We start from the raw sequence: 24,828 nt of genomic DNA on the forward strand, positions 1-24,828 counted from the left end.
CGAGAAAATTAGACGTAAACCGTATGCAGTGGTTTTACTGGACGAAATTGAAAAAGCACATCCGGATGTATTTAATATGCTTTTACAGGTTTTGGATGATGGTTACCTGACGGATAGTCTTGGTCGAAAGATTGATTTTAGAAACACCATCATTATCATGACCTCCAATATAGGGGCTCGTAAATTAAAGGATTTTGGACAAGGTGTTGGTTTTGGAACAGCTGCAAAAGTTGCTCAGGCCAGTGATAATACTAGAAGCATTATTGAAAATGCACTTAAAAAAGCATTTGCACCGGAGTTCTTGAACCGTATTGACGACGTCATGGTATTCAATACTTTAGAAAAAGAACATATCAATAAAATTATTGATATTGAACTGGAGAAATTGATCATTCGCATTAAAGATTTAGGCTATGAACTTATCCTCACTTCTGAAGCTAAAGATTATATTGCTGAGAAAGGATTTGATCAACAATATGGCGCTCGACCTTTAAAACGTGCAATTCAAAAATATGTTGAAGACACCTTGGCAGAAGAAATAATTTCTGCTAAAATAAGTGAAGGAGATACCATAACCATGGATTTGGATTCAGAAACAAATGAATTGGTCATTAAGATTGAAAAACCTGAAACACAAACCGAGTCTTAACTGTTCCTCATAAGTAAAATAAAGCATCTGTAATTTAGCAGATGCTTTTTTGCGTTTATTTGGTAATTGATTAACTTTAGATATGACAGATTTATTAAAATTTGATTTTTGTGAGATGCACATTTATGATTCCTATGTTATTGTCACTATCAACGAAGGCATAATTATTTCTCCTAAACACAATATTGAACTTAACAACGTGGTGGAAACGTATTTTCGCAACAAGAAATTTGTTTATATATCACATCGGATAAACTCCTATGCCGTGGATCCAGCAACCTATATTGAGACCTCAAAGATTAAAAACCTTAAAGGCTTTGCTGTGGTTTCAAAAGGTTACAAGGCAAAATCCAACGCTGAAGTGGAGAAGTTATTTCTTACAAAGCCATTTGAAATTTTCGACGATATGGCCAAAGCCATTTCCTGGACAAAGTCCATTTTAAATCATGAAGAATGATCCCATTTTTTTTCAATCGAAAAGTAGATCATTGTCAATAGAAAAATCAGTAATGAACTGAATCGACTTTTTTATAAGATCATGGAATATTTCATCTTGAGTAACAAATTTAATTTCACTGTGATAACTCTTTAAGAACGATTCGATTAATGGTGAGGATGTTGCAGGTTTTCTAAAAGCAATTGCTTGGGCGGCATTCAATAATTCGATTGCCAAAATGCGCTCAACATTGTAAATTAAAGTATGTGCTTGTGTTGCGGAATTCGCTCCCATACTCACATGGTCTTCTTGACCGTTTGAAGAAACAATGGAATCCACACTTGCCGGGGTGGCCAGCTGTTTATTTGCACTTACAATGCTTGCGGCCGTATATTGTGGAATCATAAATCCCGAATTGAGACCAGGATTATCTACCAGAAACGTTGGAAGACCCCTTTGACCAGAAATGAGTTGATAAATACGTCGTTCAGAGATATTTCCCAATTCGGCCATGGCAATCTTTAAATAATCTAAAGCCAAAGCCAATGGTTGCCCATGAAAATTGCCACCCGATATAATTTCATTTTCTTCAATGAATATATTGGGATTGTCTGTAACCGAATTGATTTCGGTTTTTATGGTGTTATGCACAAACTCCAAAGTATCTTTTGTAGCGCCATGAACTTGAGGTATACATCTAAAAGAATAAGGATCCTGAACATGTTGTTTTTGTTGTGAAATAAGTTCACTGTCTTGCAGGAACTCTCGGATGCGTTTGGCTGTTTTCAATTGGCCATTATGGGGCCTTACCAAATGCACCAATTCGTTAAATGGTTCAATCCTTCCATCGAATGCATCCAAGGAAATACTTCCTATAAAATCCGCCAAATACGACAACTTATAAGATTTCAATAGCAAATGGACACCATAAGCACTCATAAATTGGGTGCCATTTAAAAGGGCCAATCCTTCTTTGGATAAGAGCGTAATTGGCTGCCATTTGAAAGCGTCCATAACCTCTTGAGCAGGCCGCACCTGCCCGTTGTAAAACACTTCTCCCTTACCAATTAAAGGCAAAGCAAGATGTGCCAAAGGCGCTAGATCTCCAGAGGCACCTAAAGAACCTTGGGTGTAAATAACAGGTAAAACATCATGATTATAAAAATCAATCAAGCGCAAAACTGTTTCTAATTGTACGCCACTATGGCCATAACTCAAAGACTGAATCTTCAGCAACAGCATCAATTTCACAATATTATTTGGTACTTGATCACCAATACCGCAAGCATGGGACATCACTAAATTCTCTTGTAGTTGGGTGAGTTTGTCTTTAGATATTTTCACATTGTACAATGAGCCAAAGCCAGTATTGATACCATATATAGGTTCATCTTGTCCAACCATTCTCTCATCTAAGTAGTTTCTACAGTTATTTATTTTGGTAATAGCCTCTTTTGAAAGTTCTAACTTTTTATCATAAAAGAGAATATCGCTAATAGTCGCTAATTCTAATGTTAGGGAAGATATGGAGTGTGTTAATGTCATGGCTGTTTTTTCTGTGTTCAAAAATCAGCATAACCTTTGCATTATGCAACAAATGTTAATAATTAATGAAATTTTATATTATTGTGTCCACAAACTCTTACTTTTGAAAAATTTTAAAATTCAAATTATAAAATGAAAAATTTATTTATTCTCTTATGTGTATTGACTATAGTGTCATGTAAGGAAGAACCTAAGGACTATGTCACTCTTTCTGGAAAAATCGACAATAAAACCAGCGATTCAATTTTGTTACGAAGTAGAATGTTAACCAAAACAATTCTAGTTGCTCCTGACGGGACTTTTTCAGACACACTAAAAATCAATGCCCCTGAAGTTTTCGGATTTTTTAATGGAAACATCGCAGCGCCAATCTTCTTAAAAAATGGGTTCGACATCAAAATGAACGCAGATATGGACGATTTAGAGAAAACAGTAAAATTTTCCGGGCGTGGATCTGAGCATAATAATTACCTGACGGAACAAATGCAGTTAGAAAGAAAATTACTGGACCAGGATAAATTGAGCAGTTTAACCTCGGACGGTCTTAATAAAGAGATTGAAGACATTAGAAAGGAATTACTCGCATTCTATAATCGTAATGAAAATATAGACTCAACGCTCACCAATATGGCTAAAGCAAACTTAGAGCCAATGCTTAATATGTATCATAATTATTTTGCTGAAACAATTGCCATCAGAGAACAATTCCCAGCCGGTTCTCCTTCTCCAACTTTTGAAAACTATGAGAATCACAAAGGCGGAACGACCTCTTTGTCTGACCTAAAAGGGAAGTATGTTTATGTTGATGTATGGGCTACCTGGTGTGGACCTTGTATAGCGGAAATCCCTTCATTAAAAGAATTGGATGCAAAGTATGCCGATAGAAACATTCAATTTGTGAGCATTTCTATTGATGATGCAATGAGAAGTGGCGGTGGCGATTTAGAGGTTGCCAAATCAAAATGGAGAACTATGGTTGAAGAAGAAAACTTAATCGGGTTACAGTTGTTTTCTGATAAAAACTGGCAGTCAGATTTCGTTAAAGACTATAAAATTAATGGTATTCCAAGATTTATCTTAATAGATCCAAATGGCAATGTTGTTGATGCAAACGCTCCACGGCCGTCTAGTAAAAAACTTATAGAACTATTTGATAGTTTAAGTATCTAAACTGATAAAATAAAAATGATTTAAAACCGCACTTATATTTATCTCGTGCGGTTTTTTTATTTTATAAATGTACCTCTTCGTTTTCTTCCTGTGGCTGAGCCGGCGGCATTGCAAACAGATCAAGAAACGCCTGAGCAATATAGTCAACCACATGACTTGCGGTTAAGCTATGATAGCCATAATCTTCAACAGCGATGTCTGCCGATTTTCCATGCAAATAAACACCAAACAGGCTTGCGGTTAAAGGTTCATAGCCCTGACCAATAAGTCCGGTAATAATACCTGTCAAGACGTCTCCCGTCCCCCCTGTTGCCAATCCCGGGTTACCTGTAGAATTGACGTACAATTTGTCTTCTAATACTGTTATGGTATGGGCGCCCTTAATGACCAAAATACATTTATATTTCTTTGAGAACGCTTTGGCTTTTTTCAATTTATCAAAATCGTTTTTCCATTTCCCCAATAGACGCTCCAGCTCTTTAGGATGTGGCGTTAATACGGTTTGAGGTTTCAATAATTTTAAATCGTCTTTATGTTTGGACAGCAAATTGATACCGTCCGCATCAATAACTAAAGGAACACTATTGGATTTTAGAAACTTTTGAAACGCGTCGTGGGTGTCCTCCTCCTGCCCCATTCCCATACCAATACCTATAGCAGTAGGTGCAAAATCAAATTTGATTGCAGTTAGTTTCTCCTCATCAATATCAGTAAGGACCATAGCCTCTGGTACAACTGATTGCAGGGGAATATAACCACATTTCGGAATAAACGTGGTGACCAAACCTGCACCCGAAGCCAACATGGCCCGTGCAGAAAGTATCATCGCCCCTATTTTGCCATAACTGCCACCAACGAGCAATCCGTGGCCATAGGTGCCTTTATTCGAGAATTTTTCCCTTGGTATATAGACGGGCAACATTTCATTTTTTCCAATGAGCTCCACTTCAGTTTCTGTCTGTTGTAAAAATTCTAGGTCAATTCCTATATCAATCGCTTCCCATTGTCGGGTATATTTGGACGTATCAGGAAGGAAAAACACCAATTTAGGCGATTGAAAACTCAACGTGTAATCTGCCCAAACCACTCCATTTTCATCTTCTGGAATCTTATCGGCATACAATCCTGAGGGTAAATCAATAGACAGGGTAAAGGCCTTTGATGCTTTAAAATGTTGAAAAAGACCTTTCACCCATTCATTTGGCGGTCTATTTAATCCAATTCCAAAAACGGCATCCACAATGATATCATCAGGACCAATAGAAGGAAAATCTGCTTTACAATTGAGCATTATTGGCCATTTCTTTGTGGTTTGTTTGATCAGATCATAATTTATCAAAAAATCCTGTGTGCGCTTATCACTGCAGTTCACCACATACGTATGCACATTATATCCATAATTGATCAATTGTCTGGCCAATACCAATCCGTCGCCACCATTATTGCCAATTCCACAAAACACGTGAATGGGTACTTGGGCACCTTGCATACGTTGATGGATCCAATTAAATATTTGCGTACCCGCACGTTCCATCAATTCTGTAGAGCTGATATTTTGTTTCTTGGCCGTTAGCTTATCGCCTTCATAGATTTGTTCTTTTGAGAATATCTTCATTATAATGGTCTTTTTTTGTGATATGTCTAATTATTTATTTTTTATTTCTAAAAGTGCGCTGTAAATTTTTTTATTACAGTAAAAATAATACTTTTGAAAGGTATAGAACAAGATATGCATACTTTACAGCACATAAAAAATGTTTTCATGACCTTTAGCACTTCCGAAGGCAACATTACTTTTAACATTATTACCCTTTGGGGTTAATAGTTATATTTTATCTCGTCCTATATTTTCCCATTTATTATAATTTTTCAGTTATTATTTTTAATCCATCATATCACCAACTATGAACGTATTGAAATTTGGAGGCACCTCAGTGGGTTCCTCAGAAAACATTAAAAAAGTCATTGCCATTCTCGATAATTATTCGCAAAAGGAATCTGTAATTTGTGTGGTTTCAGCGGTAGGTGGCATCACCGATAAATTATTGAGGGCAGGTGAATTTGCTCAACAAAAGAACGAAAGTTATCTTTCTGAATTTAAGTCAATTAAGGAGATTCATCTCAATCTTCTATCTGAACTTATTCCCAAACAAAATGATACTGTAAAAGAATATATTGAAAGCAAATTGACCATCTTAAAAAGCTTGTTGGATGGCATTTACCTAATCAATGAACTTTCTCCAAAAACATCAGATAAATTGGTGAGTTTTGGAGAACTACTTTCGTCTTATATTATTGCAGAAACCATGAAGAGTCAAGGTTTGAATGCCGTAAGAAAAAATAGTCAGGATCTTCTAGTAACCAATTCAAAATTTACTAAAGCCGAAGTTAATTTTGGCGTTACAAACATGAATATCCGTGAATATTTCAAGAATGCCAATCAAAAAATCACGATCCTTCCTGGCTTTATTTCAAAATCCGATTCTGGGGAAATCACCACATTAGGACGTGGTGGTTCAGACTTTACAGCCGCCATTGTTGCAGCTGCTCTGAAAGTCAACCGACTGGAGATTTGGACAGACGTCAGCGGCATGTATACCGCAAATCCTAAACTTGTAAAACAAGCCTATCCTATTGAAAGGTTATCTTATCAAGAAGCTATGGAATTGTCGCATTTTGGAGCAAAAGTCCTCTATCCCCCATCGCTTCAGCCAGTTCTCGTTTTAGACATTCCTATTCTTATTAAGAACACCAACGATCCTGAGGCCCACGGAACGGTCATTACCAGCGACAAAAGCAATGGTTTCTCTAAGGCCGCAAAAGGCATCAGTAATATCAGTAACATCGCTTTATTGACCTTGCAAGGAAATGGAATGATAGGGATCCCTGGATTTTCAAAGCGACTTTTTGAGACCTTGGCTCAGGAAAAAATAAATGTCATCTTTATAACACAGGCCTCTTCTGAGCATTCCATTTGTTTTGGAATTGATGAAAATGATGCATCTCTTGCAGCTGAAAGTATTAATTTGACTTTTGAAAACGAAATTTCTTTACTGAAAATTGATCCGATTATTGTTGAGAAAGATTTATCCATTGTAGCTTTGGTTGGAGATAACATGAAAAATCACCAAGGCATTAGTGGCCGAATGTTTAGCGCCTTAGGAAAAAACAATATCAATATAAGGGCAATTGCTCAAGGTGCATCAGAAAAAAATATTTCAGCCGTGATTGCTGAAAAGGATGTAAAAAAGGCATTAAATACCATTCACGAAAGCTTTTTTGAAGACCAGACCAAGCAGTTGAATGTCTATATTACTGGTGTTGGAAATGTGGGTGAACGCCTCGTGGAACAAATCCATCAACAAAAAAAGTATGTAAAAGAGCATTTGAAAATCAATATGAGAGTAATTGGGCTATCCAATTCAAGAACTATGATTTTCGATGAGTCTGGACTTTCCTTAAAATCCTGGAAAGAACAATTGGCGTCTGGAGAGAAAGCGACACTCGAAGGATTTTTAGAGCGCATCAAGAGTTTTAACCTGCGCAACAGTATTTTTGTGGATGTAACAGCTAATGAAGAAGTTTCTAGAGTTTATGCCGATTACCTCAAGGAAAGCATTGCTGTTGTTGCGTGTAACAAAATTGCGTGCTCAAGTACTTATGATAACTATAGCAATCTTAAAAGATTATCCGTAAAATACAATGCGCCATTTTTATTTGAAACCAATGTTGGCGCCGGCTTACCAATTATTGATACGTTGAATCACCTCATTGCATCAGGTGACAAAATAACCTCCATTCAAGCCGTACTTTCAGGAAGTTTAAACTTTGTGTTTAATAATTTTGATGACACCACAAAGTTTCATGATGTCGTAAAACAAGCTCAAAAAGAAGGCTATACTGAACCTGATCCACGAATCGATTTGAGCGGTGTGGATGTTGCTCGTAAAATATTGATTTTGGCTCGTGAAAGTGGTACAAAAATGAATTTGGAAGATATAGAAAATGATTCTTTCTTAACCGAAAACAATTTAAAAAGCGATTCGGTTGACGATTTTTACAAAACTTTAATTGAAGATGAAGAACATTTCCAAAAGTTATATGCCTCTGCGAAAAAGAATGATTGTCAGTTGAAATATGTAGCCGAGTTTAATGGTGAAAAGGCAAAAGTTGGTTTAAAGGAAATCCCAAGCGATCATCCATTTTATAATTTAAAAGGAAAAGATAATATTGTTATGTTTTATACACAACGGTATCCAGAACAGCCTCTAATTATTAAAGGTGCCGGAGCTGGTGCGGACGTGACTGCTTCAGGGCTGTTTGCGGATATCATCAGGATTGGGAATTAGACTGACTATTAGTATTAAGTAAGAAGAACTAAGTATTAAGGGTTCCCATACCGTAAATGCTTCAGTAGACGAAATGATATAGGTTAATGGTCCCAATAGCTATCGGAACCTGACGAAAAATAAAAACTTGTGATTAAAAACGAAATCAGAATATTCTCACCGGCAACGGTAGCCAATGTATCCTGCGGATATGACGTCCTTGGGTTCTGCTTGGATACGATTGGTGACGAGATGGTTATCAGAAAGATAGATAGAAAAGGGATTTTTATCACTAAAGTCGAAGGCTATGATCTGCCACTTGACGCCACTAAAAATGTTGCTGGAGTTTCCGCATTGGCGATGCTTGCGGATGCGAAACCCAACTTCGGGTTTGAAATTGAGATCTATAAAAACATTAAACCAGGTAGCGGAATTGGGAGCAGTAGCGCCAGTGCATCAGGGAGTGTCTTTGCCATCAATGAGCTTTTAGGACGACCATATAACAAAACCCAAGTGACGGATTTTGCTATGAAAGGTGAAGCCTTAGCCAGTGGAAGTGAACATGCAGATAATTTGGCTCCAGGTGTTTTTGGGGGATTTACCTTAGTTAGATGTACCTCACCTCTAGAAGTATTACAATTGCCAACACCCGACGATATTTATGCGACCATCATCCATCCGCAAATCGAAATAAAAACTTCGGATGCCCGAGCTATTTTACCCAAGACATTTCCATTGAAAGATGCGATAACGCAATGGGCAAACTTGGGCAGCTTTGTTCATGCCTTGCACACCAGCGATTATGAGGTATTGAAAAGAAGTCTGCAAGATGTTATTGTAGAGCCACATAGAAGTCAATTGATTCCGCATTTTGCAAAGGTCAAGCTGGCGGCATTAAAGCATGGAGCTTTAGGCGCAAGTATCTCTGGAGCTGGACCTTCGGTTTTTGCCTTGTCCAAGGGGATTGAAAATGCAAAAAACGTGGAAAAAGCAATGCGGGATGTGTATTCTAAAACATCCATTGCGTTTGAAACGTATGTGTCGAAGATTAATACAGAAGGAATTAGAGAAATTTAAATTTTAAAGTTATTTCACAGAGTTACACAGAGAAGCACAGAGTTACACAAAGAAATTCTGAAAAACATTAGTGAATTCGTGGCAAATAGAAGAACAAAATGAATTATAAATCACTAAACAAAAAAGCCCCCAACACCTCATTCAAAGATGCGGTTATAAAAGGCATCGCACCTGATAAAGGACTTTATTTTCCTGAAACCATTACCCCTCTACCCGCTTCGTTTTTTGAAAATATCGATTCTTTCTCCCATGAAGAAATTGCCTTTGAAGCGATAAAGCAATTTGTCAGTCCAGATATTCCGGAAGACGTTTTGAAAACCATTATTTCTGAAACCTTATCGTTCGAGTTTCCTATTGTTGAGCTTAATGACAAGGTGTCCACTTTAGAACTTTTTCATGGTCCAACCATGGCATTCAAGGATGTAGGTGCTCGATTCATGGCGCGCTGTCTTGGTTATTTCAATCAACACAATACAGAAGATGTTACTGTTTTAGTAGCCACTTCAGGTGATACAGGAGGCGCTGTTGCCAACGGATTCTTAGGAGTGAAAGGGGTTAATGTGGTCATTTTATATCCGAGTGGAAAAGTAAGTGATATTCAAGAAAAACAATTGACAACACTAAAGCAAAACATTACCGCTTTAGAAGTAGATGGCGTTTTTGATGATTGCCAAGACATGGTAAAACGCGCTTTTTTAGATGAAGAATTGACGAGTAAAATGCAATTGACCTCGGCAAATTCAATTAATGTCGCACGGTGGTTACCTCAAATGTTTTATTTCTTTTTTGCCTATAAACAACTTCATAAAACTCATAAAAATATAGTGTTTTCTGTGCCAAGCGGTAACTTCGGGAATATTTGTGCAGGCATGATGGCACAACAATTGGGCTTGCCAATCCATCATTTTGTCGCATCAAATAACGAAAATAATGTGGTGACAGAATACCTCACTACCCAACTTTACCAACCAAAACCTTCCGTTCAGACCATCAGTAATGCTATGGACGTAGGCAATCCGAGTAACTTTATCAGAATTCAGGAAATTTATAAAAACAATTTTGAGGAACTAAAATCTAACTTATCGTCTTATAGTTTTTCTGATGATGCAACTCGAGAAGCTCTAAAGGAATTATATAACGATTTCAAATATATTGCCGATCCACATGGTGCCGTGGGGTATTTAGGTTGCAAATCGTATTTAAAGGATAATGAGGGTGCACATTGTGTCTTTTTGGAAACGGCACATCCTACCAAATTTTTAAATGTGGTAGAAGAAGTCATTCCGGAAAAAATTGAATTGCCATCGCAGATTGAAGCGGTCATGGATCAAGAAAAAATCTCAATTCCGATAGCGCACTATGAGGAATTGAAAGCTGTTCTTTTAAGCGTATAACCTAAACATAACGAAAGAGGCAAATTGCCTCTTTCAAAATTGAAGTTTATATTTTAAACTCTATTTTTTGGAGAATTTTTCTAAAGCTTCACCAATTAAAGTGTCACCGTTCAGTATTTCAAAAGAAACCTTATTCGCGATGTCATCATTTAGGGCGCTCACCAAGGTCTGAGCCACATCTGCCCTACTGATTTCTCCTGATTGAGAAAGCTTTTCCTTTAATTGAATGCGGTTGGTGGCATTATCATTATTCAACGCTCCCGGCCTTACGATGGCATAATTTAAACCACTGTTTTTTAAATGCTCATCGGCATTCTGTTTCGCTTTCAAATACTCCTGCAATTGCTCCGCTTTTTCTGGAGCATTTGCACCCATTGAGCTCAACATCACAAATTTTTTGATATTGGAATTCTTCGATGCATCGATCAAACGTTTCGCACCTTCCTGATCCACGCCTTTGACGTTTTTTCCTCCGGAGCCAGCCGCAAAGATCACTTTATCTATATTTTTAAAGGCATGAGAAACATCCTGTTCCAAATCGCCCAAAACAGTGGCAATACCAGCCGTTTCAAACTGCGCCATCTGCTCGTTTTTTCTCACCATCGCCACAGGTTTAAAATTTCGGGTTTCTGATAACTGTTTTACAATCTGTTTTCCAGTGGTGCCGTTAGCACCTGCTACTAATATATTTTCCATAGCTATAAGTTAAGGATTATCCACACGTAGGCAATTTCTAATGGACTTTTAACTTAAGTTTATCATCTGAAACAAGTTTTAAGGACCATTCAAAAGTTAATTAAGAGCTTGTGTAAAGTATTTTTAAAAACGCATTCAAAGTACTTTTTACCAAATTTTTAATCGGTGTCAATCATTTTTAAAACAGATAATTTTTGATACTTTTGTGATGAAATTATGGAGGATATATTAGTAGGAATTGTAAAGATTTTCGGAAGTACAATCGAAAGTTTTCTTTCGGACATGAACTTTAAAAAACGATTGCTTCATTCATTTTTGATACTATGCATAATTAGTGTCATCGTTTATATTTTAACAAAAGAATTTTAAATAAAATATCCGTTCCTTTCTACCGAAAGAAAGGTTCTCTAAAGTAAAAAATCAATTTATGAAAAACACAGCCTTAACAGCAACCCACGAAGCACTTGGAGCAAAATTAGTTCCCTACGCAGGATTTAATATGCCTGTTCAATACGAAGGTGTCAGCATAGAACATGAAACCGTCAGAAATGGCGTTGGTGTGTTTGATGTATCGCATATGGGTGAATTCTTAATAGAAGGACCTCATGCTCTTGAGTTAATTCAAAAAGTTTGCAGTAACGATGCGTCAAAATTGACCGTTGGGAAAGCGCAGTATAGTTATTTACCAAATGAAGAAGGTGGGATTGTGGATGATTTGATTATCTACAAGATGGAAGAAGACTCTTATTTATTGGTAGTCAACGCCAGTAATATCGAGAAAGATTGGAACTGGATCAACTCCAAAAATGACGTTGGTGCCACCATTAAAGATCTTTCACCAGAATATTCATTGTTGGCTATTCAAGGACCTAAAGCGGTTGAGGCTATGCAAAGCTTGACAAGCCATGACCTTTCAGAAATTAAATTTTACAATTTCGTGGTGGGTGATTTTGCAGGAGTTGACAATGTGATCATTTCTGCAACGGGTTATACCGGAAGTGGCGGATTTGAAATTTATTGTAAAAACTCCGAAGTAAAAGCCATTTGGGATAAAGTTTTTGAAACCGGCGCCCCTTACGGAATCAAACCTATTGGATTGGCCGCTCGTGATACCTTACGTTTAGAAATGGGTTATTGCCTTTACGGAAATGATATTGATGAGACCACTTCTCCTATTGAAGCTGGATTGGGTTGGGTAACGAAATTCACAAAGGACTTCACCAATAGCGAAGCACTTAAATCTGAAAAAGAACAAGGACCGAAAAATAAATTGGTAGGTTTTGAACTTAACGAAAAAGGCATTCCGCGCCATGGATATGATATTGTGGATGATCAAGGTGAAATCATTGGGAAAGTGACGTCCGGAACCATGTCGCCATCACTTCATAAGGGTATTGGGCTAGGCTATGTGCCAACCAACTTATCTGAAGTGGGAAGTAAAATCTATATTCAAATCAGAAAAAATGCCATACCTGCAACCATTGTAAAAACGCCATTTTATAAAGTTTAATAAATGATCGACTTCCAAAAGGTCATTGATACCATACATCATAATTTAAAGGATGAAGTTTATAGAGGACTGGTGGCTGACTATATCCCAGAATTAGCGGATATTGATGGACAGAATCTTGGAATCCATTTGAGACTTTTGGACGGTCAAACTTTTGCAACTGGCGATTGGAACAAGAAATTCTCCATTCAGAGTATTTCAAAAGTTTTAACACTTGCCATGGCATTGCCCATGTATCCTGAAAATTTGTGGCAAAGGGTGGATGTGGAACCCTCCGGAAATCCTTTCAACCACCTGTCACTTTTGGAACTGGAAAATGGCATCCCCAGAAATCCGCTAATAAATGCTGGAGCAATCGTAATTGCAGATATTTTGGTCAGCATGCTTAAAAATCCAAAAGAAGATTTTTTGAACTACGTAAGGGCCGTTGTTGATGACCATACCATTTCTTTTAATTTAGAGGTTGCCGAGTCCGAACGTTTGACAGGCTATAACAATTATGCCGCCGCCAATTTATTAAAAGCCTACGGGAATTTAGAAAATGATGTGGATGAGGTGTTGGATTTCTATTTTCATCAATGTGCCATTGAAATGAGCTGCGAGCAATTATCTAAAGCCTTTATAATGTTTGCAAATCATGGCGCTTGTTGTTTAAAGACCAACCAACTTTCAGCAACCCAAGCCAAACGTATCAATGCCATTATGCTGACCTGTGGATTTTATGATGAAGCAGGTGAATTTGCTTTTGAAGTGGGCCTACCGGGAAAAAGTGGTGTTGGTGGTGGTATTGTTGCACTATTACCCAATCATTTTACCATTTCAGTCTGGTCGCCAGGATTAAACATGAAAGGCAATTCATTGTTGGGAATGCAAGCTTTGGAACAGTTTACAACCTTGACCAAATTATCTATTTTTTAGTAAATTTCGCCCCTTATTATGATGACACCAGACAACAAACATCGCATTCTTATCCTTGGAGCCAGTGGCTTTATAGGGAACGCACTGTATAAGGAACTGGGTCCCTATTTTAAAACTTTTGGCACGTATCACCTTTCAAACAAATTGTACGAGAATAACCAACACTTTTTCCAATATCGTGTGGAAGAGGATGACATTTTTGAAATTCTCCAAGCTGTCAAACCATCTATCATCATTTCCTGTTTGCGTGGCGATTTTCATGCACAGGTGATTGCCCATCAGCACATGGCTGAATATGTGGCATCTCATGATTGTAAAACAATTTTCTTTTCCTCGGCTAATGTCTTTGATGCTTACAGCAAATATCCAAGTTATGAAGACGACACAACCTTGAGCGATAGTATATACGGACATTTCAAGATTAAGATTGAGAACATGCTTCTCCGTTTACCAAAAAAGAAAGTGGTTATTATCAGACTTCCCATGGTTTTTGGTACCCAATCCCCTCGCCTAAAGGAAATCAAAGAGCACATAGTAGAAAAAACAGCCATTGAAATCTTTCCAAATCTGATTATGAATGTGACCACAGATTTTAAGATGACCCAACAAATCCATTATATCATCAATCGGAACAAATATGGAGTCTTCCATTTAGGAAGTTCAGATTTAGTCCATCATGATGATTTCATTAAGGAAATAGTTGAGTTGATGACCTCAGAACATGTCAGTTTCAAACAGGTTTATACAACCAATGAAGATCGGTATTTGGCGGTCATGCCCAAAAGCAATAAACTACCAAATCACCTCCACATTAGCAGTATAGAACTACTTGAGGAATTGGACAATTACATGAATTATAACTCTTAGTTCTATAATTTGTCAATTTTAATTAATAATTTTAAACAACTTAAAAAAAACATAATTATGTCTAAATTATCTGATGATATCATCGAAAAAAAATTATTGCATTTTCCTGACTGGGAATATTATGATAACGCCCTTCATGCGGAGTTTGAATTCGACAATTTCAAGGATTGTTTCAGTGCCATGAGCAGAATTGCCTTTGAATGTGAGGCACAGAACCATCACCCAGATTGGACTAACGTTTACAATATATTGACTATTTCATTATCTACGCATAGCGCCAAGGGAGTAACAGAAAAAGATTTCAAATTAGCAGAAGCTATTGAGGCCATAGTAGAGGTTCAGGAATAGTAAGAAATTCCATTTTAAATTATGTTGAAAAAGCTGGCTTTAATCGCTTTTAGTTTCATCATTTCTTTGTCTAATGCGCAAGAAGATGCAGTTTTTTGTAAACAAATAAATGCTTTAAATCGGCGTGTACAGGAATTTCATTTCCGCCCCAAGCCGCTTAATGATGGTCTTTCCAAAGCTGTGTTTAAATTATTCTTAGACCGATTGGATGAAAATAAACAGTTTTTTAAGCAGTCTGATCTGTTGTTATTCCAATCCGATGAATTTCAACTTGATGATGCCATTGCTTCCAATGACTGCAGCTTTGTTGAGAAATATAGCGCAACACTACAACAACGCATTGAAGCTTCAAAAAACTATATTGCAACTTTAAAAGATGAAACATTTGATTATTCAGGAAAGGATACGCTCTATTTTAAAGCTGAACCCAATTCGGGATATTTCAAGGATGACTTGGCATTTAAGAAATACTGGAATAAACGCATTCGTTATGTCATTCTTGACCATTTGGTGGAACAGGACAGTACTTTTTCATATTTGGAAGACAATTTTAAAACCTTGGAAGCTGAGGCCAAACCTAAAATAATTGAAAATCAACTCTGCTTATTGGATGAACTCCTCCATAAAAATGGTGGGATGACTGTTTTTGCACAAGAATCCTTTTTGAATGCTTTCGCCAACTATCAAGATCCGAATTCATTTTTTTATAATGATTCTGATAAATCGCAATTTGAAGATTCGGTGTCCAACCACCAATTGACCTTTGGGATTGATACAGCAAAAAATAAAAACGGGGATATTGTCATTGCCTACATTGCTCCCGGAAGCGCAGCCTTTTTAAATGGGAATTTTGAAGAGAATGATGTGATTAAATCGCTGACTTCTCCCACCCAAACATTGGAAACCTTTTGTGTGTCCAACGAGGATATTTTGGCATTCACGGCCAATGAAAAGAACGAAACCCTCATTTTCAAGATCAAAAAGCAAAATGGCGCTATCCAAGATATTCCCCTCACAAAAACAGAACTCAAAGTTGAACAAAATTCCTGCACCGCATTCATAATAAAAGAAAAATCTAATTTCGCCTATTTAAACATCCCTAGCTTTTACACAGATTTCGACTCTCCTGATGGTAATGGATTAGCTCGTGACGTCGCGAATCAACTTCAAATATTGGAAAAAGAAAACGTTAAGGGCTTGATCATAGACTTAAGATTTAATGGCGGAGGATCTATGAAAGAAGCCGCGGAACTTTCTGGATTATTCATTAATAAAGGTCCGTTAGCAATCCTCAAATATGGAAATGGGGATATGTTTACGATAACAGACGACTTTAAAGGCACCCTTTTCAATAAGCCAATGGTCATCCTAATTGATAACTTTAGTGCTTCAGCCTCTGAGTTTTTTGCAGGAGTAATGCAAGATTATAACCGCGCCATTATCGTTGGCTCACCAAGTCATGGCAAGGCTTCGGCACAAGTTATTTTACCTTTGGATGACACCGATGATATAGGTTTTTGCAAACTGACCATTGAAAAGTTTTATCGGGTTACGGGAAAAAGCCACCAATCGGTTGGGATTGTTCCTGATATCATTTTACCCTCGTTATATGACGGTTTTAAAACCAATGAAATCCACAGTCTTTTTTCACTCTCCAATGATGCGATAACTCCTGCTTTTCGGTATAGCTCCTATAGAAAACTACCTTTAAGTGAACTTCAATCAAAAAGCAAGATCCGCGTTGATAGAAATGAAAGTTTCAAGGCCATAAAAAACATAAATAAGTCGATGTTAACCAACTATATTGACCGAGATTTAAGCTACGCGCTAACCTTGAAAAACATTTATGAAGATGTCCAAAATTATAATACCTTATGGACCAATTTATATCAAAAGCTTGATTTAGCGACTAAAAAAGTGGCAGTCAAAAATACATCCCCTACCAAAAATAAATTGAGTGGTAATGATCTGGAGCTAAATCAAAGCCTAATTGAGGATATTTCTACTGATATCTACATTCAGGAGGCCTTAGCTATATTGTCGGATGCACATAAGGCAAAACTTCGTTGAGCAAGTTGATTATTTTTGTGTGCAGATATGGATTGATCAATTGATTTTTTAAATTTGCTCAGAAAATGGGAGGACGCATGACGGGTGACGGGTGACAGATGATGCTAAATACTGAAAACTGCCAACTGCCAACTACATACTATTAATTTAACAATTTTAAACTTAAACTTAGAATTTAACATGGGAAGAGCTTTTGAATTTCGTAAAGCACGTAAAATGAAACGATGGTCAGCAATGAGTAAAGCGTTTACGCGCATTGGCAAAGACATTGTAATGGCGGTTAAAGATGGTGGTCCTGATCCGGCTACCAACGCGCGCTTAAGAGCGGTAATCCAGAATGCTAAGGCCGTAAACATGCCTAAAGACAATGTGGAACGCGCTATCAAAAGAGCATCAGATAAGAGTCTAGGAGATTTTAAAGAAGTGATTTTTGAAGGTTATGCACCACACGGAATTGCCATTTTGGTAGAAACTGCCACGGATAATAATACCAGAACGGTTGCAAATGTGCGCAGTTATTTTAACAAGTGTGATGGGAGTTTAAGTACTTCCGGTTCTGTAGTGTTCATGTTTGACCATACCTGTAATTTCAGGATTCCTGCAGAAGGTTTGGATCCGGAGGAATTGGAATTGGAATTCATTGATTTTGGCGCAGAAGAGGTATTTATGGACGATGATGGCATTTTAATCTATGCCCCATTTGAAAGTTTTGGAGCTATTCAATCTGAATTGGAAAATAGGGGAATTGAAATTTTATCTTCCGGTTTTGAACGTATTCCACAAGTCACCAAAAAACTGACCCCCGAAGAAGCTGAAGATGTTGAAAAACTTTTAGAAAAATTGGAAGAAGATGACGATGTACAGAACGTATATCATACGATGGAGGAAACTACTGAAGAATAGTGATCATTTTATTTTATTCCTATAAAAACAAAAGGCCAATAATTTCTTGTTGGCCTTTCACTTTCTCATAGCAGTGATTTCTCATTGAAAATAAAGTTAATATATAAAAATCAATAACTTTTATATCCCTAATATTTACGTTGATTTTATAACGATGGTTTTATATTGATAAAAATAAAAAGCTACCTTTGGAACAAGATAGCTTTTGGGACGCAATTAACCAATGTTTCTTTTTAGGGACAAAAATTGTTTACTGTATGTTTCACTAGTTAGCTGCATTGAACCCTATTCAAATTGCATGCCAAATAGTGCCTTTTGACCCTTTGGCTCCTAAGTGGATGAACCCTTAGGATAATGCCGGGACTTTACCTTTCACACCTTCAAAAAAACTGCGCATGAACTTAAAATCGGCTTCTAAATCTTCCGTCGGAAAAAAAGGTTCTGAAATTTTGTTTTGTTTATGTTCAAAATCAAAAGTGAACATGATGATAGGCACATTCGCCTTTTTTGCAATATAATAAAAACCTGTTTTCCACTCCAAAACTTTCAATCTCGTGCCCTCGGGTGACAATGCCAACCTGAACTCATCAGTACTTTCAAATAATTTGGCAATAGCCTCTACTTTATTTTGCCCTGGACGTCTATCTAAGGGTGCGCCACCAATAGCTTTAAAAAAGTATTTAAAGGGCCATTTAAAAAGTTCTTTTTTTGCTACAAAATTTGATTTTATACCAATGACCTGTCGCATTAAAAGAGCAATGTAAAAGTCGTGCCAACTAGTGTGGGGTGCCCCAATGATAACTGCTTTTTTAATCGTGTCTTTTGACATTGTGACATTACCTGCCAACTTCCAACCTAAAATGTTTGAGTATAATAATTTTGACAATCCCATCATCCTACATTTTCTCGTAAAGACTTCTCAATTTTTCCCTTGTGGCCGTCTGTTTCCAATTTTTACCCAATGCATTTTCCCACAAGGGCTCCAATCCTAAAGCTACATCAATCATAATGTCAAATTCATAATCTTCAAGTTGTGAACAAATACCCTGAGGAATCTTGATATCATGAATTTCTTTCATCCTTTTAAATAAGGCAACATCTTCTGGATAAAATTCCTCTAAGTGATTAAAAGCAATACAATTGCCAATACCATGCTTCGTACCTAAAAGATATCCAAGTCCATAGCTCAAAGCGTGGGCAACGCCAACCTGAGAATATGCTATACTCATCCCACCGTGCCAGGAGGCCATCATCAATTTATCCTGCATTTCTTCTTCAGTGTCTTTGCCATCAACATATATATCCACACATAAATCATATGCTTTTTCTCCATAACTTTTACTAAAGGCATTTAAGAAAGTGCCATTTAATGATTCCACACAATGGATATAGCAGTCCATTCCGGTATAAAACCACTGGTCTTTAGGAACGTCCTTCGTTAACTCTGGATCTAGAATTACTTGATCAAACGGGGTATAGTCGGAATTGATGCCCAATTTTCTTTCAGGTCCTGTCAAGACGGTGGTTCTGGAAACTTCAGCTCCTGTGCCCGAGATGGTAGGCACCCCAACGTGATAAATGGCTGGTGTTTTCACCAAATCCCATCCTTGATATTTTTCAGATTCCCCAGGATTGGTCAACATGATGGACACGGCCTTAGCCAAGTCTAAGATAGTTCCTCCGCCTATGCCAATGATACCTGATGGTCGGTCTTTATGAGATAAAATAATTTGTTCTACAAGTTCATCAACTTGAGATGTTTTTGGTTCTTCATCAGCCGAAATAAAAATCAATTGATCTTCATAGGCCAAAGAAATTCTCGAGGTCAACCATATATTTCCTTTAAAGACGTCATCTACCAAATAAATAAATGGCGCTTTGACATTTAATCGTTTTGGTCCTATGATGTCACTTAATTGATTGAAGCTGCCACGTCCAAAAACCACTCTGGACACCATGGGAAAATTTTTATAAATCATTTTATTGGCTTCTTATCATTTATATTCTTTTCAACATTGGAAGTAAATCCAATAAACTCTCTATAGTCTTAAATTTTTTGTTGTCCGGCTTGCTAGGAACGATTTGTTCATGGATCCAAGTCGTGTGGAATGGCACATGAATTGCTCTGGCTTTGATATTTATTAGAGGTAAAACATCAGATTTTAAAGAGTTTCCAATCATTAGAAATTCAGAAGGTTTGATTTCCAAGTGGTTAAGTAGTTTAGAGTAATTAGCTTCCTTTTTGTCACTGACTACTTCGATATGATGGAAATAATCCATCAATCCAGATTTCTCTAACTTACGTTCCTGATCCAAAAGATCACCTTTGGTTACCACTATCAATCGATACTCTTTTGCTAATGTTTGCAAAACCTCATTTACCCCATCCAGAAGCTCAACAGGTTTATTGAGCATGTCCTTTCCAATGTTCAGGATGGCGCCAATAGTTTCATTACTGACCGAATTATTGGATAGTTCCAAGGCTATTTCAACCATTGATAAAATAAAGCCCTTAATTCCGTAACCGTAGAAAGGCAAGTTCTCTATTTGTCTTTTAAACAGCTCTTGATCAACCTTATTTGCAGTTTCATAAGCTGCCATCAATTTTGAGAACTCAAGTTCTGCATCCCTAAAATAGGTTTCATTGACCCAAAGTGTATCATCAGCGTCAAAACCAATCACTTTTATATTGGTATAATCTATTTCCATAAACGTTTTGCGCGTTCCAAATCTTCCGGTGTGTCTATTTCTACACCTTCCACATGGGTTTCTACCATCTTAATGCGTTTGCCATATTCTAAATAACGAATACACTCTATCTTCTCAGTAGCTTCAATGAATTGCATGGGCAATTTATAGAAATCCAGAAGTGCCTGCTTTCTAAAGGCATAAATACCTTTGTGTTTGAAATAGCGTGCACCTGCTTCTTTATCTCTTGGATATGGAATTGGACTTCTGGAGAAATAAAGCGCAAAATTATTTTGATCTACAATGACTTTTACTGTATTTGGGTTGTTGATTTCTTCCCAATCGTGAATTTCAACCATTAAAGATGCCAGATCAATTTCTTTCTTATGGTCATCTTTAAAAGCATTCAAGACTTTTTCTAAACTCTCCCTTTCCGTAAAGGGCTCATCTCCTTGCACATTAACTACGATATCAACATCAAGATCTTCAACCGCTTCTGCAATACGATCACTTCCTGATTGATGCTCTTTTTTGCTCATGATGGCTTTGCCACCATTGTTCACAATCTCGTCATAAATAATGGCACTATCCGTTACCACAAACACATCATCAAAAAGGTTGGTGGCAACGGTGGCTTCGTAAGTTCTGAGAATAACGGTTTTCCCTGCTAAATCCTTCATCAATTTGCCTGGGAAACGTGTGGCACTGTAACGCGCCGGAATCATTGAAATTATCTTCATATTGGTCAAGGATTTCCTTCCAAAAATAAAGCTTTTTAAAGTATTTACAGTTTGGAATGTTTAATCTTTTTATAAAGTTTGTATATGGCAAACAAAATAAAAATAACCAAGACAAAAGCAATTACTGGTAAAAATATTGAAAAGATGGAAATGACTAATGACGTTCCCGTTTCAATGGTTGAAACCAGCGGATTACCAAATCCTGCAGTGGAAACCGTTGAAGTCACTCGCGAAGCTCCTGCGGCACTTTTTATAGCGGCGGCAGTTCCTCCGCCCGCAATGATGGCCATTGCCCAAGTAATGATAGGGTCTAAATCGGCTACAGTTGAAACCATAACCGCTGTACCCGCAATAGTTGCTAACGGGATGGCAATAGTATCGAGCAAATTATCGACAAAAGGAATATAATATGCCAAAATTTCAATCAGCGTGGCGACGCCAAATGTTATCACTGCAGTCAGGCTACCAATCCATAACCAGGATGAATTGAGCTCCCAAACATCAAAATACGATGCCAAGCTAAGCGCGAACAAGGGTAGGAAAACTCTAAATCCAACTGATGCGGCCAAACCTATTCCGAGACAAATACTAATGATGGTTTCTGTCATGATTACCTAAATCCCAAACGGGCTTTTTGTTTAGTTATTAATGCATAAAGTTATCAATTTCATCATAAAATGACATTTTAAAAAATCCAAGAAACTTGAATAGCGGATCTAAAACTATCCTAAGAAACAAAAAACTCTTCTGGGAATCCTATTAAATATAATTTCTCTTTTGCTCTTGTAATCGCGGTGTAGAGCCATCTCAAATAATCTTTATCAATGCCGTTAGGTAGATAAGGTTGTTCCACAAAAACCGTATGCCATTGGCCACCTTGAGATTTATGACAGGTTATGGCATAAGAAAATTTGACCTGTAATGCATTGAAATGTTTATTATTCTTAATTTTTAGAAACTTCTTATAATTGGAAGTTTCATCTTCATAATCCTTTTGAACCTCTTGATACAGTCTATTTGATTCTTCGTACGGCAATGACGGAGATTCCGACTCAATAGTATCTAAAAGAAGGACCGTTTCAAAAGGCGCCATTTTGGGATAATCGACCATTTGGACTTTCACTTCCGCAAATCTAAATCCATATAAATCCTGAAGATTGAAAATTTCCAAAACTTGTATAATATCGCCATTAGCAATAAATCCAGCTTCAGAAGTAGGCTTTACCCAAAAATAATTGTTTTTTACCACCATTAAAAAATCGCCCACGGTGAGTTCATTCTCATTATTTAAGATGCGCTCCCTGATTTGCTTATTGTACAAATTCGCCCGTTTATTACTTCTTACAATAATGGCGGTCTCTTCATGGCCTTGATCTGAGTAGCCATCGTTAATGGCGTCCATAATCTCGTATCCATCAATTAATCTCACAATATCTGAATACCCTTTTAGATCAAATTTGAAGGATTCATAAAATTGGCCTTCCAATACTTCACGTAGGTTGGTTGCATTCATCAAAATTCCGGAATCCTGCTCCTGCCTCACAACCTCGTCCAATTCCATAGAAATGACGTTTTTGTTGTAATTGAGATTGAGTTGCACAGAGTCTAATGCTGGACTTAAATCAGATTTTACAGGTGGCAGCTGCGCCTTGTCGCCAATGAGCAATAATTTACAGTTATGACCGGAATAAACGTACTGCATCAAATCATCTAATAGGGATCCGTTTTCAAAGGAATTTGAATCGGATGGCGTATCAGGAATCATGGATGCTTCATCCACTATAAATATGGTATTTCGATGTTTATTTGGTTGCATTACAAATTTAACGCCTCCACCTTTATCTTTTTTTGGGAAATAAATTTTTTTATGAATGGTAAAGGCTTCCTTTCCTGAATAATTGGAAATTACCTTTGCAGCTCTTCCGGTTGGTGCCATTAAAACGGCACTTTTTTTAATGTGCCATAAATTGGAAACTAAGGTACCAATAATACTCGTTTTTCCAGTACCTGCGAATCCTTTTAAAAGATACAATTGATTAGAATCGCTGTCTAAAACAAAATTAGACAGCTGATCAAGGACGATATTTTGTTTTAATGTAGGTTCAAAAGGAAATTTTTGCTTTAAATGTTTATAAAATTCGGAGGCGTTCATGTTGAGAGAAGTCATTTTCTAAAAACGGAAAGGTAAGGTTTATAACGAATTGATGGAACTTTATGACAGGATTTTTGACCAGTGAAAATAATTTATTTGAAATACATTTTTAATTTAGATCATTTTTATTAGGTTTGGTTTTCGTGAATTAAAAAAAATTGTAGATTTGCGTTAGACCAATTATAAAAAATAAACTCACAAACTATGCTAACAGTAATTCTTGCTATTGTAATTGTTATCCTTCTCACGATTGGAATCGTTTGGTTGATAGACAAATTTGTCCCTAAAAACTTTAAGCCAATTCTACATATTGTATTATGGGCTATTATTGCTTTTCTTGGTTACCAAACTTTCATGTCAGTTTATGGCGAGATCAAATTCAATGAACTTAAGGAAAAACGCTACCATGTTGCCATTGAAAAACTAAAAGATATCAGGGATGCTGAATTGGCATATAAACAAGTAAACGGAAAGTTTACGGACAACTTTGATGATTTAGTAAAGTTTATTGATACTGCTAAATTTACTATTACACAACGTAGGGATTCTTCTATAGTTGACGTGGAAAGAACGAAACTTTTTGGAGGTGTTACCATAATGAAGGATATTGTCATAACCGACACCTTAAACTTTGTTTCTGTAAGAGACTCTTTATTTGGCGCAGACACAAGATATAAGACAATGATGAATGTTCCAGTAGGAAAACCGGGAGCTAAATTTGAATTGAAGGCTGGATTCCTAGACAACATTCCTGTTTTTGAAGCTAGCGTAGACAAGGCCATCCTTCTTGACGGTGAAGACAAAAATCTCATTGCAAAAGAAAAACAAGTGGTTTCTGTTGATGGTGTAAACGGACCTAAACTTACGGTAGGATCTATGGAAGAAGTTAAAACCATTGGTAACTGGCCTAAAAACTATTCAACCGATTAATAACTTGGAATTAATAAATCTTAAAAAACTGTCCATTCAAATTAGTTTGAGTGGACTTTCTTTTTGCATCCTTAACAGTTCCAACTCTGAAGTTGAGTACTTAAAACGTGTTAACTTTAAAAGTAAATTAACACCTGAAGCCGCATTGAAAGAGTTGCAAGGCATCATTGCCAATGAACCCCTACTCTCTCATGCTTTTGATAGTATTTTAGTACTTTTTCAAAACGAGCTTTCTAATTTCGTGCCCGAAAAGTTTTTCGAAGAGGACAATGCAGCGGATTATCTAAAATTCAGTTCGAAAATAATTAAAACCGATTTTATCTCACACGATAAAATAGAGGCCAACGAGAGTATTAATGTGTCTGTTCCGTATATCAACATCAATAATTATCTGTTTGAAATGTATG

23 protein-coding genes are annotated in these 24,828 nt (G+C 36.9%); 14 read left to right on the forward strand and 9 right to left on the reverse strand.

Annotated elements, in window-relative coordinates; genetic code table 11:
- Together VLZ86_RS00950 and VLZ86_RS00955 are read left to right on the forward strand one after the other, a co-directional pair.
- Window positions 1-649: AAA family ATPase (locus VLZ86_RS00950; protein ID WP_325447786.1), on the forward strand; the 649-nt coding region annotated here is incomplete at its 5' end.
- 82 nt (window positions 650-731) lie between these two features.
- Window positions 732-1,106: a hypothetical protein gene (locus VLZ86_RS00955; RefSeq protein ID WP_325447790.1), complete on the forward strand. Its 375-nt coding sequence runs from the start codon at window positions 732-734 to the stop codon at window positions 1,104-1,106.
- A gap of 12 nt (window positions 1,107-1,118) precedes the next feature.
- On the opposite strand, the gene hutH is transcribed toward VLZ86_RS00955, so the two are convergent.
- On the reverse strand, window positions 1,119-2,630 hold the full coding sequence (gene hutH / locus VLZ86_RS00960) for a histidine ammonia-lyase (RefSeq protein WP_325447791.1): 1,512 nt from the start codon (window positions 2,628-2,630) through the stop codon (window positions 1,119-1,121).
- Window positions 2,631-2,762: 132 nt separating this feature from the next.
- Here hutH and VLZ86_RS00965 point away from each other — a divergent pair, with 132 nt between their 5' ends.
- The gene (locus VLZ86_RS00965; protein WP_325447793.1) at window positions 2,763-3,800 is read left to right on the forward strand and encodes a TlpA disulfide reductase family protein; all 1,038 of its coding nucleotides are present in this window, start codon (window positions 2,763-2,765) and stop codon (window positions 3,798-3,800) included.
- Between the two features lie 61 nt (window positions 3,801-3,861).
- Here the strand turns inward: VLZ86_RS00965 and VLZ86_RS00970 are convergent, their stop codons facing one another.
- Window positions 3,862-5,415: an NAD(P)H-hydrate dehydratase gene (locus tag VLZ86_RS00970; RefSeq protein ID WP_325447795.1), complete on the reverse strand. Its 1,554-nt coding sequence runs from the start codon at window positions 5,413-5,415 to the stop codon at window positions 3,862-3,864.
- A 289-nt stretch (window positions 5,416-5,704) separates the two neighbouring features.
- Between VLZ86_RS00970 and thrA the strand changes: the two genes are divergently transcribed.
- The 3 genes from thrA to thrC all read left to right on the forward strand — a co-directional run bounded on the left by thrA (window position 5,705) and on the right by thrC (window position 10,599).
- A complete protein-coding gene (thrA, locus tag VLZ86_RS00975; RefSeq protein ID WP_325447797.1) occupies window positions 5,705-8,149 on the forward strand; it encodes a bifunctional aspartate kinase/homoserine dehydrogenase I in 2,445 nt (814 codons plus the stop codon).
- 132 nt (window positions 8,150-8,281) lie between these two features.
- A complete protein-coding gene (locus tag VLZ86_RS00980; protein ID WP_325447824.1) occupies window positions 8,282-9,205 on the forward strand; it encodes a homoserine kinase in 924 nt (307 codons plus the stop codon).
- A gap of 98 nt (window positions 9,206-9,303) precedes the next feature.
- Window positions 9,304-10,599 carry a threonine synthase gene (thrC, locus tag VLZ86_RS00985; RefSeq protein WP_325447799.1) on the forward strand — a complete coding sequence of 432 codons (1,296 nt, stop codon included), beginning with the start codon at window positions 9,304-9,306 and terminating at the stop codon, window positions 10,597-10,599.
- A 60-nt stretch (window positions 10,600-10,659) separates the two neighbouring features.
- Here thrC and VLZ86_RS00990 read toward each other — a convergent pair whose 3' ends face one another.
- Window positions 10,660-11,295 (reverse strand): SDR family oxidoreductase, encoded by a 636-nt coding sequence (locus VLZ86_RS00990; protein WP_325447801.1) that lies wholly within the window; start codon window positions 11,293-11,295, stop codon window positions 10,660-10,662.
- Between the two features lie 427 nt (window positions 11,296-11,722).
- Between VLZ86_RS00990 and gcvT the strand changes: the two genes are divergently transcribed.
- The 6 genes from gcvT (at window position 11,723) to VLZ86_RS01020 (ending at window position 17,911) form a co-directional block, all read left to right on the forward strand.
- Window positions 11,723-12,805 (forward strand): glycine cleavage system aminomethyltransferase GcvT, encoded by a 1,083-nt coding sequence (gene gcvT, locus VLZ86_RS00995; protein WP_325447803.1) that lies wholly within the window; start codon window positions 11,723-11,725, stop codon window positions 12,803-12,805.
- Between the two features lie 3 nt (window positions 12,806-12,808).
- Window positions 12,809-13,723: a glutaminase gene (locus tag VLZ86_RS01000; RefSeq protein ID WP_325447805.1), complete on the forward strand. Its 915-nt coding sequence runs from the start codon at window positions 12,809-12,811 to the stop codon at window positions 13,721-13,723.
- 18 nt (window positions 13,724-13,741) lie between these two features.
- Window positions 13,742-14,590: a sugar nucleotide-binding protein gene (locus VLZ86_RS01005; RefSeq protein ID WP_325447806.1), complete on the forward strand. Its 849-nt coding sequence runs from the start codon at window positions 13,742-13,744 to the stop codon at window positions 14,588-14,590.
- 57 nt (window positions 14,591-14,647) lie between these two features.
- Window positions 14,648-14,938 (forward strand): 4a-hydroxytetrahydrobiopterin dehydratase, encoded by a 291-nt coding sequence (locus VLZ86_RS01010; RefSeq protein WP_325447807.1) that lies wholly within the window; start codon window positions 14,648-14,650, stop codon window positions 14,936-14,938.
- A gap of 21 nt (window positions 14,939-14,959) precedes the next feature.
- On the forward strand, window positions 14,960-17,008 hold the full coding sequence (locus VLZ86_RS01015; RefSeq protein WP_325447808.1) for a S41 family peptidase: 2,049 nt from the start codon (window positions 14,960-14,962) through the stop codon (window positions 17,006-17,008).
- A 180-nt stretch (window positions 17,009-17,188) separates the two neighbouring features.
- Window positions 17,189-17,911: a YebC/PmpR family DNA-binding transcriptional regulator gene (locus VLZ86_RS01020; RefSeq protein WP_325447810.1), complete on the forward strand. Its 723-nt coding sequence runs from the start codon at window positions 17,189-17,191 to the stop codon at window positions 17,909-17,911.
- 346 nt (window positions 17,912-18,257) lie between these two features.
- Here VLZ86_RS01020 and VLZ86_RS01025 read toward each other — a convergent pair whose 3' ends face one another.
- The 6 genes from VLZ86_RS01025 to VLZ86_RS01050 form a co-directional block, all read right to left on the reverse strand.
- Window positions 18,258-18,806 (reverse strand): 1-acyl-sn-glycerol-3-phosphate acyltransferase, encoded by a 549-nt coding sequence (locus tag VLZ86_RS01025; protein WP_325447812.1) that lies wholly within the window; start codon window positions 18,804-18,806, stop codon window positions 18,258-18,260.
- Window position 18,807: 1 nt separating this feature from the next.
- Entirely contained in the window at window positions 18,808-19,890 is a 1,083-nt protein-coding gene (locus VLZ86_RS01030; protein ID WP_325447814.1) for an iron-containing alcohol dehydrogenase family protein, read from the reverse strand.
- 19 nt (window positions 19,891-19,909) lie between these two features.
- Window positions 19,910-20,620, reverse strand: a complete 711-nt coding sequence (locus VLZ86_RS01035; RefSeq protein ID WP_325447816.1) for an HAD family hydrolase — start codon at window positions 20,618-20,620, stop codon at window positions 19,910-19,912.
- A complete protein-coding gene (gene kdsB / locus VLZ86_RS01040; RefSeq protein ID WP_325447818.1) occupies window positions 20,611-21,339 on the reverse strand; it encodes a 3-deoxy-manno-octulosonate cytidylyltransferase in 729 nt (242 codons plus the stop codon). Before kdsB ends, VLZ86_RS01035 begins: the two co-directional genes overlap by 10 nt.
- A gap of 44 nt (window positions 21,340-21,383) precedes the next feature.
- On the reverse strand, window positions 21,384-21,950 hold the full coding sequence (locus VLZ86_RS01045; protein WP_325447826.1) for a DUF4126 domain-containing protein: 567 nt from the start codon (window positions 21,948-21,950) through the stop codon (window positions 21,384-21,386).
- Between the two features lie 116 nt (window positions 21,951-22,066).
- On the reverse strand, window positions 22,067-23,491 hold the full coding sequence (locus VLZ86_RS01050) for an ATP-dependent DNA helicase (protein WP_325447828.1): 1,425 nt from the start codon (window positions 23,489-23,491) through the stop codon (window positions 22,067-22,069).
- A 204-nt stretch (window positions 23,492-23,695) separates the two neighbouring features.
- Here VLZ86_RS01050 and VLZ86_RS01055 point away from each other — a divergent pair, with 204 nt between their 5' ends.
- Both VLZ86_RS01055 and VLZ86_RS01060 read left to right on the forward strand, forming a co-directional pair.
- A complete protein-coding gene (locus VLZ86_RS01055; RefSeq protein WP_325447820.1) occupies window positions 23,696-24,421 on the forward strand; it encodes a hypothetical protein in 726 nt (241 codons plus the stop codon).
- Window positions 24,422-24,425: 4 nt separating this feature from the next.
- Window positions 24,426-24,828, forward strand: a 403-nt coding sequence (locus VLZ86_RS01060) for a DUF3822 family protein (protein ID WP_325447822.1), incomplete at its 3' end; no start/stop codon positions are given.

Origin of the sequence: Gelidibacter sp., assembly GCF_035515035.1 — a bacterium.
Lineage (GTDB): Bacteria > Bacteroidota > Bacteroidia > Flavobacteriales > Flavobacteriaceae > Gelidibacter.